The sequence below is a fragment of the Polaribacter septentrionalilitoris genome, assembly GCF_009832745.1.
GTDB classification, from domain to species: Bacteria; Bacteroidota; Bacteroidia; order Flavobacteriales; family Flavobacteriaceae; genus Polaribacter; species Polaribacter septentrionalilitoris.
In genome coordinates, this window is record NZ_VRMJ01000041.1 from 451,174 (window position 1) to 466,543 (window position 15,370).

The 15,370-nt window shown below is 30.9% G+C and carries 7 protein-coding genes; all 7 read left to right on the plus strand.

All coding sequences use genetic code 11. The features are described 5' to 3' along the window. Positions 1 to 6 precede the first annotated feature (6 nt). A complete protein-coding gene (locus FP421_RS12135) occupies positions 7 to 1,884 on the plus strand; it encodes an alpha-amylase family glycosyl hydrolase (protein ID WP_159950971.1) in 1,878 nt (625 codons plus the stop codon). Positions 1,885 to 1,944: 60 nt separating this feature from the next. Beyond that, positions 1,945 to 3,600, plus strand: coding sequence for an alpha-amylase family glycosyl hydrolase (locus tag FP421_RS12140; protein ID WP_159950973.1), 1,656 nt, complete (start codon positions 1,945 to 1,947; stop codon positions 3,598 to 3,600). A gap of 729 nt (positions 3,601 to 4,329) precedes the next feature. Further along, positions 4,330 to 7,134, plus strand: coding sequence for a helix-turn-helix and ligand-binding sensor domain-containing protein (locus FP421_RS12145; RefSeq protein WP_159950975.1), 2,805 nt, complete (start codon positions 4,330 to 4,332; stop codon positions 7,132 to 7,134). 261 nt (positions 7,135 to 7,395) lie between these two features. Then, positions 7,396 to 10,437, plus strand: a complete 3,042-nt coding sequence (locus FP421_RS12150) for a SusC/RagA family TonB-linked outer membrane protein (RefSeq protein WP_159950977.1) — start codon at positions 7,396 to 7,398, stop codon at positions 10,435 to 10,437. Positions 10,438 to 10,447: 10 nt separating this feature from the next. Continuing rightward, a complete protein-coding gene (locus FP421_RS12155) occupies positions 10,448 to 11,926 on the plus strand; it encodes a RagB/SusD family nutrient uptake outer membrane protein (RefSeq protein WP_159950979.1) in 1,479 nt (492 codons plus the stop codon). A 12-nt stretch (positions 11,927 to 11,938) separates the two neighbouring features. Continuing rightward, positions 11,939 to 14,089 (plus strand): hypothetical protein, encoded by a 2,151-nt coding sequence (locus FP421_RS12160; protein WP_159950981.1) that lies wholly within the window; start codon positions 11,939 to 11,941, stop codon positions 14,087 to 14,089. Next, positions 14,070 to 15,014 carry a glucan endo-1,3-beta-D-glucosidase gene (locus tag FP421_RS12165; protein ID WP_236548106.1) on the plus strand — a complete coding sequence of 315 codons (945 nt, stop codon included), beginning with the start codon at positions 14,070 to 14,072 and terminating at the stop codon, positions 15,012 to 15,014. The genes FP421_RS12160 and FP421_RS12165 overlap by 20 nt, the downstream gene beginning before the upstream one ends. Positions 15,015 to 15,370 lie beyond the last annotated feature (356 nt).

Below are 15,370 nucleotides of genomic sequence, written 5' to 3' on the forward strand. Positions count from 1 at the left end.
GGAAGGATGCGTAAAAATACAATCATATTGGCAGTTTTTTTAGCTGTATTAGTAGGGTGTAAGCCAGAAAAGGTAACTAATAATGTAGCAGTAACTATTGATGAAAAAAAGAAAAGAAAATTGGTGGTGTATCAAGTTTTTACGAGGCTTTTTGGTAACACAAATACCACCAATAAACCTTGGGGAACCATTGAAGAAAATGGAGTAGGGAAGTTCAATGATTTTACAGACAAAGCCCTATCAGAAATAAAAAAATTAGGGGTTACTCATATTTGGTATACAGGTGTGCCTCATCATGATGTAATTCGAGATTATACAAAATATGGCATCTCAAATGACGATCCAGATGTGGTAAAAGGTAGAGCAGGTTCACCTTATGCAGTAAAAGATTATTACAATGTAAATCCAGATTTGGCAGAAAATGTAGCCAATAGATTGCAAGAATTTGAAGCGTTAATCAAACGTTCTCATGAGAATGATTTAAAAGTAATTATAGACATTGTTCCTAATCACGTTGCTAGAAATTATCAGAGTATTTCCAATCCAGAAGGCACCAAAGATTTTGGTGCAGATGATGATACCTCAAAAGAATATGATGTAAATAACAATTTTTACTATGTATCAAACACACCTTTTGAAGTACCTGATTTTTTAAATGGATACCAACCTTTAGGTGGAGAAAAACATCCTTTAAGTGATGGTGAATTTAAAGAAAATCCAGCTAAATGGACTGGAAATGGTTCAAGATCACCAAAACCTAGTTTTTATGATTGGTATGAAACTGTAAAAGTAAATTATGGTATTTCTCCAGAGGGTAAAAAAGATTTTGATGAATTGCCAGCAGGCTTTGAAAATGAAGGTTATCAAAAACATTTTGCATTTTGGCAAGATAAAACTGTACCAAATTCTTGGGTAAAATTTAGAGATATTACTCTCTATTGGCTAGAAAAAGGTGTTGATGGTTTTAGATATGATATGGCAGAAATGGTGCCAGTAGAATTTTGGAGTTATCTAAACTCGAATATCAAAATGAAAAATCCGGATGCTTTTTTATTAGCAGAAGTGTATAATCCTAAGCAATACAGAGCCTACATAAAAAAAGGGAAAATGGATTATTTGTATGACAAAGTGCAGTTGTATGATACCATAAAACACGTAATGCAAGGTCATGGTTTAACAGAAAACATTCCTCCAATTCAAGAAGATTTAAAAGATATAGAACACCACATGTTACATTTCTTAGAAAATCATGACGAACAACGAATTGCGAGTCCAGAATTTGCAGGAAATGCTTTAAAGGGTAAACCAGCAATGGTGGTTTCTGCAACCATTTCTACTGCACCTACTATGGTTTATTTTGGTCAAGAATTTGGAGAAGATGGTTCAGAAGACGCAGGATTTGGAAGTCCATCTAGAACTTCAATTTTTGATTATGTTGGAGTTCCAAGTTTGCAACGTTGGGTAAATAATAAGCAATTTGATGGAGGTAAATCAACCAAAGAAGAATTAGCATTAAGAGATTTTTATAAGCGTTTATTAAATTTTACGATTTCTTCTGATGCGTTAATGGGTGAGTATGCAGATATTCATCAATATAATAGAGAAAATACTTTAAATTATGGCGATAAAATCTTGTCATTTTTACGTTGGTCAGAAAATGAAAAACTAATCGTTGTTTCTAATTTTGATGCCAAAGATCATCATAGATTTGTGTTAGAAATTCCATCAGAAATTATAAAAAAATGGAATTTAGTTGATGGGAAATATCAAGCAACAGATCAATTGTATCAAAAAGAATCGTTCACTTTAAATGTTCAGGGTGGAAAAGGACTGATTACTTTAAAACTAAAACCTTTAGAATCTTTTATATTAAAATTACAATAATACATTTACAAACCTTTCAGGTTTCTAAAACCTTAGAGGTCTACTACTTAAACTATAATTATGAAAAAATTAATTCTTGCCTGTTTTTTATTTGTAGCTCTAATTTCTTGTCAAGAAAAAAAAGCTGATAAAATTGAAAAAAATGAAATCAAGGAGTTTGTTTGGGAAGGAGCAAATATTTATTTTCTATTAACAGATCGTTTTAATAATGGAGATACAACTAATGATATCAGTTATGATAGAACCAAAGAAACAGGAACCTTAAGAGGTTTTGAAGGTGGAGATATCAAAGGAATTACGCAAAAAATTAAAGAAGGCTACTTTACAGATTTAGGAATTAATGCCATTTGGATGACGCCAATTGTAGAGCAAATCCATGGAGCTACAGATGAAGGAACTGGTGTTTCTTATGGTTATCATGGCTATTGGGCCAAAGATTGGACAAATATCGATTCAAATTACGGAACAAAGGAGGACCTAAAAGAACTGGTAGCAGAAGCACACAAAAAAGGAATTCGAATTTTGTTAGATGCTGTTATCAATCATACAGGTCCTGTAACAGAAAAAGATTCTGTTTGGCCTTCAAGTTGGGTAAGAACTGAACCACAATGCCAATATTCTAATTATGAGAATACAATTACATGTACATTGGTTAAAAATTTACCAGATATTAAAACTGAGAGTAACGAAAATGTAGCATTGCCTCCACTACTAGTAGCAAAATGGAAAGATGAAGGACGCTATGAGCAAGAAGTGAAAGAGTTGGATGCCTTTTTTGAGAGAACTGGTCATCCAAGAGCTCCTCGTTTTTATATCATGAAATGGTTAACTGATTACATTACAGAATTCGGAATTGATGGTTACAGAGTAGATACTGTAAAGCATACAGAGGAATTTGTTTGGCAAGAGTTTAAAGCTGAATGTGATTATGCTTTTGAAATGTTCAAGAAAAACAATCCCGATAAGGTTTTAGATGATACTAATTTTTATTTGGTTGGAGAAGTCTATAATTATGCAATTTCTCATGGAAAAGCATTTCCTTTTGGGGATAAAAATGTAAATTATTTTGATAATGCTTTTAATAGTTTAATCAATTTTGAAATCAAATGGAATGCAAAACAAATGGATGAAGGTGCTGTGTTTCATAAATACTATTCAATTTTAAACACCAATTTAAAAGGGTATGGAGTTCTAAATTACATGACCTCTCATGATGATGGACAACCTTTTGATAAAGAAAGAGCAATGCCATACAAAACAGCTACAATGTTATTATTAACTCCAGGAACTTCTCAAGTGTATTATGGAGATGAATCTGCCAGAGATTTAACAATTGAAGGTACAGTTGGTGATGCAACATTACGTTCTTTTATGAACTGGGATGCTGTTCAGAGTGATGAGACTACTGGAAAAATTTTAACTCATTGGCAAAAATTAGGTCAGTTTAGAGCAAATCATATGGCTGTTGGTGCTGGTAAACACAAACTAATTTCTCATGAAGATGGATTGGTTTTTTCTAGGGTTAGAAATGATGATAAAGTTGTAATCGGAATTAATTTTAACAATAGAAATATTACGATAGATGTTTCATCGGTTTTTAAGAACGGAGATGAATTAAAAGATTTTTATTCTAATCAAACCCTAATAGTTAAAAATGGTAAGGTGACATTCAATTCAGAATTTGATACAGTTTTGTTAGAAAAAAATAATGAATAGAAATGATGTTTTATAGTTTTTTAGCTCATAAAACTACTATTTAGAAATGAGTTAAAATACAAATAGGAATAATAGTGTTTTAACTTTAAATATAAAACATTATCAATTACCATATCTTATATATGAACTAGAAATTAATTTAGTAGAAGGAATGGTTTACTAATAAATTTGTAAGAATAAAATTAATCTTTACTCACTTTATTGTATTCATTAATCATAAAATAAGCCCAAATTATAACGCAGATTCCAACGAAAATAGAAAAGTAGAAAATAATATTATCTGCGCTCACGTTGAATTATTTTTAAGTATATCATTACACCCAATAAAGTAGGAGCCCATAGTCCAAGAAAAATACCATGTAATTTATCTCCAGTAAGAAAAAGGTATTCAGACACAAGTATTATAAGAACACAAAGCAATAGCATCAAAAAGTTAGCTACTCCAAGTTTTTTTATAAAATTCATATAATCATTTAAATTTTTTATAAAGTTAACGTTTTTTAATAGTTAGTGAAAGTTTTCTACTTCAAATCTAAAAAAAAGTAAAGGAAATAGTATTTTTTATAAACCTTTTTGTGTCATCTAAAATTATGTTATTTCTTGTTTTTCATGCTTAAATTTAGGTGAAATGTTTATTTTTCACCTATACAAAAACCATACAAAAAAATATTAAAGCCTATATTTACTATATTTAGTGTAAATTAGTTACCCAACAATAATGTTATTTTTATGAAATTTAGATTGAAATCATACCTCATCTGTTTTTTTATACTTCTAGGTTTTTCTTCTTTAGCTCAAGAATTCCCGCCAATAAATGTCTTTTATACTGATGATTACGGTGCGGAAAATCAAAATTGGGCCATATCTCAATCTGAAGATGATTTTATTTATGTGGCAAATAACAAAGGATTGTTAGAATATAATGGGGCTACTTGGAGGTTATTTGAAACACCCAATGAAACAATTATGAGGTCTGTAAAATACCATGATAATAAAATCTATACAGGTTTTTATATGGACTTTGGTTTTTGTGTTAAAGATGAGTTTGGGGAACTTAACTATACTTCAATTGTGAAGCAAGAAAATATTGAGATGCTTGAGGATGAACAGATTTGGAATATCGTTGAAATTGATGGTTGGATGATTTTTAAATCTTTACAGAGAATTTACCTATATAATTTAGATTCTAAATCGATCAAAATTATTAATGCGCAAAGCAGGATCAATAAACTATGTAAAGTAGACGGAATAATTTATTTTCATCAAAATAAAAGAGGTTTGTTCAAAATAGAAAACGGAAAGCCAAAGTTAGTTTCTGACCATAGTGTATTTCAAGATAATTTTGTTGTTGATATTTTTAGTAAAAAGGGCAAATTATTTTTCACCACCCAAGAAAATGGCTTCTATTTCATAGACAATAAAGAAGTTGTTAAATGGAATATTTCTTCAGATAAATTATTGTCAAATGAGACTATTTATAGCGCAAAGCAACTAAAAGATGGGAGTTTTGCTTTAGGAACTATTTCTAATGGTTTAATTTATTTAAATAGTGATGGGTCAATTAATTATCAATTAGATCAGAGTTCTGGTTTAACAAATAATACTGTATTATCTGTATTCGAGGACAATAAAAACAATATATGGTTAGGGCTAGATAACGGAATTGGTTGTATCAATAATACATCTCCATTTAGAATGCATGACAAAAAAAGTGATTTTTTAGGGACAATTTATACTTCTATAATTTTCAAGAACAATCTTTATTTAGGAACTAATCAAGGATTGTTTTATAGAAATTTGAACTCTAAAGGTGTTTTTGAATTTGTTGAAAATACTCAAGGTCAGGTCTGGAATTTATCTAAAATTGATGGTACATTATTTTGTGGACATGATTCAGGTACTTTTATAGTTAGTGAAGGAAAAGCTCGTAATATATTTAATAAACAAGGTACATGGGATATCATAAAAATTAATGATTCTACAATTATACAAGGCTGCTATGATGGTTTGTATGTTCTTAAAAATCAAAAAGGTATTTGGAAATTAGCACATAAAATTCAAGGTTTTGATAATTCTAGTAAATATATAGTTCAATTAGATAGCAATCAATTTTTTGTAAACCATGAATATAAAGGGGTTTTTAGGTTAGTTTTAGATAAAGACTTAAAAAGTGTTCTAAAAGTTGAAAAAGAAAAATCTATAAAAAAAGGAATACACTCAAGTATTTTAAAATATAGAGATAAGGTTTTGTATTCTAATAAAAATGGAGTTTATGTTTTTGATAAAGAAAATAACACATTTAATAGAGACAGTTTGTATAGCAAACTAATTTCTCAAGACGCCTTTATTTCCGCAAGATTAGTGCATAATAGTTTTAATGATAAATTATGGTTTTTCTCTAAAGATCATATTAAATATTTATCTCCTGGAAAGTTAAGTAATAAACCAAACATTAGTGTAATACCATTATCAGAATCAATACCAAAAGCAGCATCAGGTTATGAAAATATTATTCATGTACAAAATGATATATATCTTATTGGTACTTCTAATGGATATATTCAGGTTGATTTAAAATCATTAGATGGCGTCAAAGATTTTAAAATCTTTATTAATAAAATACAAACTTTTAAGACAGATGGTCCTAGGCAAAATGTTCATTTAAACGAAAAAATTAAATTAAAACATAATAACAATAATTTAGAGTTTTTCTTTAGTATACCTAACTACAATAAAACATTAACAACTAAATACCAATACCAATTAGAAGGATTTAACAAAACTTGGAGTAAGACTATAAAAGATCATAAAGTTCTTTTTAAAAATCTTTCTCATGGCACATATACATTTAAAGTAAGAGGTGTTATAGGTGGTAAGCAAAGTAGTAATATAGCAAGTTATAGTTTTAAAATTGATAGACCATGGTATTTGTCTAACTTGATGATAACTATATATATATTGACCTCTTTATTCGCGTTTTATAGTGTTCATATTGCATCAAAGAGATACTATAAAAAACAAAGAGAAGACATGTTAGATAAAGCCAAAAAAGAAGCTGAATTAAAAGATTTAGCAAATACTCAAGAAATTATTAAATTAAATAATGATAAGCTAAGAAGCGACATAGAGAGTAAAAATAAGGAATTGGCTACTTCAACAATGAACATTATCAAAAAAAATGAATTCTTAAGTACAATAAAAAGCGAGTTAGTTCATGGAGGTGAAAAGAGTATAACTAAAGTAGTTAAGATTATTGATAAGAACTTAAACAATACAGACGATTGGAAAATGTTTCAAGAAGCATTTAATAATGCAGATAAAAAGTTCTTGAAAAAAGTAAAAGATAAACACCCAACCCTGACTCCTAATGATTTAAGATTGTGTGCGTATTTAAGATTAAATTTATCGTCAAAAGAAATTGCACCTCTTTTAAATATCTCTCCAAGAAGTGTAGAAGTAAAACGATATCGACTCAGAAAGAAGATGAATTTGCCTCATAATTCAAATCTCACAAATTACATTCTTGAGATTTAAAACGATTTTTATTGTTGATTTGGCAAAATATTAAGCTAATTTTATCAATTACTTATTAAATTTTATCTTTAAAAAACTATACAATACCTCAACAAATAAATTTATTTTAAAATAATTTTGTTGAGGTGCTCCTTTCTATCCCTTGTTTTAACTAATGTTTTAGAATTATTATCTATTTGTATGATTTTTGTTTAGGTCATTACTTAACATTTTGGTAACAATACTTTTTAAATTTATACAATACAAATTATAACTAAATTTATGATGAAAAAAATCACATTATTACTCCTTTTACTTATCGGAGTTTGTGTACAAGCACAAACAATTAAAGTAAGTGGTGTTGTTAAAGATGCTAAAACCGGTGATCCGTTACCAGGGGTTAGTGTATTAATTAAAGGAACTACTGTGGGTACACAAACAGATTTTGACGGTTTGTATAATCTACCCAAAGTAGATAAAGGAGCTACACTTGTTTTTAACTATCTCGGATATGCTGTGAAAGAAGTTGTAGTTAATGAACAAACAGTCAATGTTGTTTTAGAAGAATCAGCAGAATCATTAGACGAGATTGTTGTTATTGGGTATGGTACTCAAAGAAAGAAAGAAGTTACAGGTGCTGTAGCTGTTGTGGGTAGTGCAACTATTGAAGATTTAAAGCCTACAAGGATAGAGCAAGCTTTACAAGGTCAAGTTGCAGGTGTAAACATTACTCAGAACTCGGGTTCTCCTGGAGCAGCTTCTAATATAAGAATTAGAGGGGTTTCAACTAATGGAGATAGTAGACCTCTAATACTTTTAGATGGTAGGGTTATAGAAGACTTAAGTGTTGTAAACCCTTCAGATATTGAGTCTATTAATATCCTAAAAGATGCATCAGCTGGTATTTATGGTGTTCGTGCTGCCAATGGTGTAATTTTAGTAACTACAAAATCTGGTAGAAAAGAGTCAGATTTTAAATCAAATTTAAACGTTTCTCTAGGTTTTCAACAAACTACAAGAGAAATTCCACTACTTAACGCAACTGAGTATGCATTGTTAGCAAATGAAGCTTTTGCTGCAAATGGAGAAGCCTTACCGTTTACAAATATTAGTGGTTTAGGTAGAGGAACAAATTGGCAAAATGAAGTTTTTGAAACAGCACCTCAATATAATATCGATTATACATTAAATAAAGGAACAGAAAAATCTACATATTCTTTTGGAATATCAGCATTAAGTCAAGATGGTATTGTTGGAGGTAGTAAAGCAAATTTTAATAGAAGAAACATTAGGTTTAACTTCAATACTGATATTACTGATAAATTAAAGTTTACTTCATCAACTATTTACACCAATACAAACAAAAAAAACTTAATTGAAAATACTTTAGGATCAATTTTATTTAACGCGTTAAATATGCCTCCAACAACTCCAGTATATACTAATGGTCAGTTTTCACTTCCACCTGTTACAGGAACAGGAATTGAGGTTGCAAACCCATTAGCCCAAATAGATAATGCGGAAAATAGAAGTTGGGTAAATAAAATTTCGGGAAGTTATGGCTTAAATTATAGTTTTCTAGATTATTTCTCAGCAGAAACAAGATTTCAAGCGAACTACTCTGTTGCAAATTCAAATACATTTACTCCATTATATTTCTACGGAAATGGAAGTGTTTTTAATCCTCCAGCATCTACCTTTTCAGATTTTAAACAAAGCTATTACGATTATACTTTTGATGCTTTCTTAAAATATGAAAGAGTCTTTAATGATGTGCATGATGTAAAAGCAATGTTGGGTACATCAATTTTTAGATCTACGAGTAGATTTCAAACTATATTAACTAATAATGCTTCAGGTACAGATATTAATGATGCAGTATTAGGTAGTCTTGTTGAAAATGGAGATGGATTAGCGGTTTTTAAAAATAATAATGGTGGTTCTAATTTATCTTTTGATAGTCGTTTGCTCTCTTATTTTGCGAGAGTACAATATGCATTCGATGGTAAATACCTGTTGTCAGCAGTTGTAAGACGAGATGGTTCTTCAAACTTTGGTCCAAAAAACAAGTTTGGATACTTTCCAACAGCTTCAATTGGTTGGGTGCTTTCTGAAGAAGATTTTCTAGAAGATTCGAGCATGATTAATTTCTTAAAGTTAAGAGCAAGTTATGGTATTATTGGTAATGATAGAATTCCAGGAAATAGATTTGTATCTATTTTAAATGGCGAGGCAGAGTATGTTTTTAACAACCAATTAGTATTAGGTACTGCACCAGGTCCTATCGCTAACCCAGAAATTAGATGGGAACAACAAAAACCATTAGATATCGGTTTAGATATGGAGTTGTTTAATAAAGTTAACATTACTATGGATTACTTTAAAAAGACAACAGAAGACTTATTGGTTTCCGCTCAAACTTCTGGTATTATAGGTATAGCTGCACCTGGTTCTTCAGTACCTGTTGTAAATGCAGGTACGGTAGTAAATGAAGGTTTTGAATTTGTAATTAGTTATAGAGAAAATATTTCTGACGATTTTAATTTTAAAGTAAATTACAACTTTACTACATTAGAAAACAATGTGACCTTTGTGGGTAATTCTACAGGTATTATTGAAGGGGGTACATTTGGCGTTGGTCAAGAACCACCATCTAGAATGGAAGCAGGTTTTCCAATAGGATATTTCTACGGATACAAAACAAATGGATTATTCCAAACTCAAGCAGATGTAACTGCTCATGCAACACAAACAAATGCTGCTCCTGGAGATTTACGTTTTGTTGATGTAAATGGAGATGGTATCATAGACCCAGATGATAGAACTTATATTGGAGACCCAATAGCAGACCTAACTATGGGGTTAAATTTGTCTTTTAATTATAAAAATTTCGATTTTAATACGTATGCTTTTGCATCAATAGGTAATGAAATCGTAAGAAATTATGAGAGAAATTTACCACTTACAAACAGACCAACCTATTATTTAGATAGGTGGACTGGACCAGGAACAAGCAATTCATTTCCTAGAGTAACAACAGGGGCTACTGGAAATAATTTATTTTCAGACTTCTATGTAGAAGATGGTTCGTTCTTAAGATTGCAAAGTATTCAATTAGGGTATAGTTTAGGTGAAGAAACATTAAAAAAGATACAATTTGATAAATTAAGATTCTATGTTTCTGCAACAAACTTATTTACGCTAACAAAGTATAGAGGTTTTGACCCAACAACTTCAAATGGCGCTCCAATTGGAGGAGGTATAGATCAAGGTTTTTATCCTGCTCCAAAGACATTTTTATTTGGAATGAATGTTAATTTTTAATAATAGAAAGATGAAAAAAATAAACATAAAATATTACATAACTTTAATGCTTTTTGTAAGTATTGGTTATTCATGTAGCGATAGTTTTGTTGATGTAGAGCCAACTGCTGCTAATTCAGAAAGCTTTTTTAATTCAGAACAAGATTATCAAGATGCCTTAATAGGTGCATACGATTTATTACAGTCTACCTACCTAAATGTAATGTTAGGAGAAATAGCTTCAGACAATACCTTAGCAGGTGGTGAAAGTGCGACTGATACACCAGGTATTCAAGAAGTAGACGATATGACGCATACACCTTTAAATGCCCAATTAAGAGATATTTGGAATTGGATGTATGCAGGGGTTAATAGAGCTAATTATATTTTAGAATTTAAAGATAAAACAGATTTTACAGGAAAAGATGTTATTATAGCTGAAGCAACTTTTTTAAGAGCTTATTATTATTTCGAACTTGTAAAATGGTTTGGTGATGTTCCGCTTGCTGTAGATAAAAGAATACAGTTTGGTGAGCAATTCAATATTGATAGAACTGCTAAAGCAGATGTTTATGCGCAAATTGAAGCAGATTTAATATTTGCCATAGATAAATTACCCTACACGCAAACTACTCCTGGTAGAGTTACCAAAGGAGCAGCGCAAGCTTTGTTAGGTAAAGCATATTTATATCAAGATAAATTTGATCAAGCAGCAACTGTATTAGATAATTTAATACAAAATGGACCTTATGATTTAGTAGCAGATTACAACTCAATTTTTGAAGAGGCAGGAGAAAATAATATTGAATCTGTGTTTGAAGTTCAATATTTTGAAGGTCAAGGAGCAAGTTTTGATTGCTTGCAATGTAGTGAAGGTAATGTAGCTGTTGGATTTAGTGGTGTTAGAGCTTATTCAGGACCAGATTTTACATCAGGTTTTAGTTTTAACGTACCCGTTCAAGAAGTTGTAGATGCTTTTGAAGCTGGAGATTTAAGAAAAGATGTAGCTATTTTAGATATTGTGGCTTGGGCAACAGCAACTGGTGCAACTTACGGAACAGGTCATGAACATACAGGTTATTTTAACCGAAAATACATACCAAGAACCAGAGGTTCAAATGCTCAAGGAGATAGAAACTTAACAAACCCTAACAATTACAGAGCAATCCGTTTTGCAGATGTTTTGTTAATGGCTGCAGAAGCATTCAATAGAAGTTCTACTCCTAACGATATTAAAGCTCAAGCCTACTTAAATCGTGTAAGAGAAAGAGCTTTTGGTAATGCTAATAATAATATTGCTGCAACAGGTACAACACTTTATAATAATATTCTTGATGAAAGAAGAGTAGAATTAGTAGGTGAGGGACATCGATTTTTTGATTTGGTAAGAACAGGAAAAGCTGCTTCAGAAATCAATGGTTTTGTGTCTGGAAAACATGAAGTTTTTCCTATTCCTGCAATAGAAATTCAATTAGCAGGAAATCGTTGGCCTCAAAACCCTAACTACTAAAAAATATATACAATGAAAAAAATGAAAACATTTTACAAATATATCTTCATACTATTAGTTATAGTAGCCTGTGAAGACAATTTGAGAGATTTGTCTTTTATAGATAGTATAGCTGCACCAACAAATGTAAGTGCAGTATATGATATCACGCAAGACAATACAGGTTTGGTAACAATTTCACCAAGCGCAGAAGGAGCAGTGAGTTTTGAGGTTTATTTTGGTGATACAACTAAAGAACCTGCAATCGTAAGTCAAGGAGACAACGTTCAGCATACTTATGCCGAAGGAACCTATCAGGTAAAAATTATTGCATCTAATGTAAAAGGAGATAAAGCAGAAACTACTCAGCAATTGGTGGTTTCTTTTAAGGCTCCTCAAAACTTAGTTGTGGTTATAGAAAATGATGCGGCAATATCTAAACAGGTAAATGTTACTGCAAATGCAGACTTTGCATCAATGTTTGATTTTGATTCGGGCGAAACAGGAGTTTCTCAACCAGTTGCTTCTGCTAATATTGGTAATACAATTAACTATCAATATACTACACCTGGTGTATATTCAATAAAAGTAACAGCAAAAGGTGGTGCTATAGCCACTACAGAATATACTATGGACTTTGAAGTCACTGAGATTTTAGCGCCTATTGAAGCTGCACCTGCACCTCCTGTAAGAAATACAGAAGATGTGGTATCTATATTTAGTGATGCATATACAGATGTTGCTTTAGATGAATTGCCAACAACTTGGTCTGCTGGAGGTTTTGAAGCTGTTAATCTAAATAACGATAATGTTTGGAAATTAACAGGTGTAGACTTTATTGGTATGGTTACTAACTATGCAGCAGGAGTGGATCTTTCTTCTATGGAAATGATGCACATAGACTATTGGGTTCCAGAGGGAGTAAATAACGAGTTGTTAGTTAAGATTGTGAATACTGTTGATGGTGGAGAAGATATCGAATCTTTAGGAACCACAGTTGCAGGTACTTGGCAAAGTATAGATATCGACATGACAAAGTTTGATGATGGTAATCTTGCAAACAAAGAGAAAATAACGCAATTAATCATCGATTCTGATGGTATAGCAGGTGTAGTTTATATAGATAACTTTTACTTCTATAAAGCTCCAACATCATTTGCAAAAGTATTTGACGATTTTGAAGGAAATGGAACAATCACAACTTGGGCAGAAGATGCAGCTGGTTTAGATATTGCTTTTGCAAATCCTTTTGTAGACGCTACAAATGGTTCAGCAACTGTACTTAAATACGAAGATACTGGTGGTCAATATGCAAATATTAGATTTGACGTAACACCAAACTTTGATTTTTCAGTTAAAAAATCATTCTCTTTAAAAGTGTATGTGCCTTCTAGTAGTGTTACAGGAAGTTCGCCTAATCAGGTTTCTTTAAAGTTACAAGACAACACGAATAGTCAGCCATGGACTACGCAAACAGAAATTATCAAACCAATTCAGTTAGATACTTGGCAAACATTAACCTTCGATTTTGAAAATGATGCAACAGCAGGTTCTCCAAACCCATTAAGTAGAACAGATTTCAATAGGGTAATTCTACAAGTAAATGGAGAAAACAATAATGATAATGTAGTAGCTTATTTTGATGATATCGAATGGGGAGATGATTTGTTTGTAGGTCCAATACCTCATGATGATTTTGAAGGAAATGGAAACATTACAACTTGGGCAGGAGATGCAGCTGGCTTAAATACTAGTTTCCTAAATCCATTAAAAAATTCTGATAATAATTCTGATACTGTTTTAGAATACGATGATACAGGAGGGCAATATGCAAACATCCGTTTCGATAATGAGGCCAATGCTAATTTTAACATGCAAAAACATACTTTTTCTTTAAAAATTTATGTTCCTTCAAGTAGTGTCTCTGGTAGTTCACCAAACCAAATATCGTTAAAGCTACAAGATAATAGCAATAGTCAACCTTGGACAACACAAACTGAAGTTATAAAAGCTATAGAATTAGACAAATGGCAAACAGTAGTTTTTGATTTTAAAAATGATACAACTGCGGGTAGTCCAGATCCTTTAACTAGAACAAATTTTAATAGAGTTGTTTTACAAGTAAATGGAGAAAATAATAATGATCCAGTAAAAGCTTATATAGATGATTTTAAATATTATTAATAAAATAGACATGAAAAACATTAAAAATTTATATATAGTCTTATTTTCTTTGATGGCCATTTCATATGGCTGTCAAGAAAACGATTATTCTTTCGGAGAAATAATTACACCTTCTAACATTCAAATCACAGCAGAACTTGTTGGTGTAGATGCAAATAATCCTAATGGAGATGGTAGTGGTGAAGTTGTTTTTAAAGTAACAGCAGATAACGCTGTTTCTTATAAATTTGAATTTGAAGGTGCAGAATATGTTACATTAACAGGAGAGCAGAAAATCATATTTAGTAAATTAGGATTAAATACATACACAGTTACTGCTGTGGCTTCAGGTACAGCCGGAGTTTCATCAAGCAAATCAATTCAAGTAGATGTTTTAGCAACATATTCACCACCAAACGATTTAATTGAAAAATTATATGGTTTTGATCCAGCAAATCCAACAGCGACAACTTCTAGAACTTGGAAAGTTAAAGCTTCTAAAGACAAACATTTTGGTTTAGGTCCTGTAGGAGGTGTTGTACCAGCAGAATGGTATGGAGCTGGTCCTGATGAAAAAAATGGAGTTGGAATGTATGATGACCGCTTTGTTTTTAGTTCAGACGGAACATTTACACACATTACTAATGGAGACGTTTTTGGTAGAGATCCTATGATTGTAAATGATTTAGGTCCTAATACATCAGGTTCAGTAAATGGTGCTGATATTGAAAATTATGCATATGCAGATTATACTGAGAACTATTCTCTTACAGCTCCTGGTGGAGTTGAAACAATTAGTTTAACAGGGATAGGCTTTATAGGGTACTATACAGGAGGAGATCATAAGTATCAAATTTTTGATAGAGGAGTGCCAAATGAAATGATTTTAAAAACTACTGATGGAAATTCAGAATTTGATTGGTGGTTTGTTTTAACTATTGAATAAATAGTTAATGAATAAATTTTTGGAAAATTTAAATCCAAAAATGTTTTAATTGTAATAAAGAGATGCTTACTAAACTGTTTAGTAAGCATCTTTTATTTTGTTTAACATTATTTTTATTTTCTTAGTCTATATTTAATTGATACAAACAATACGTTTATTCGAAAACTTATTACAATGTAGAATTTAATTTTGTACGCAGAAGGTAATTATGTTTAGTTAAATGTAATCCATAAAATCAATATAAGTAGATACTTATAAACTATTTAATTAAATATGATAAGGTTATTTTTAAGGTTTTTTCCGCACATACAATTTTTAAATGTTATAAAATTTACTATTCATAAAGGTTTTTTAAC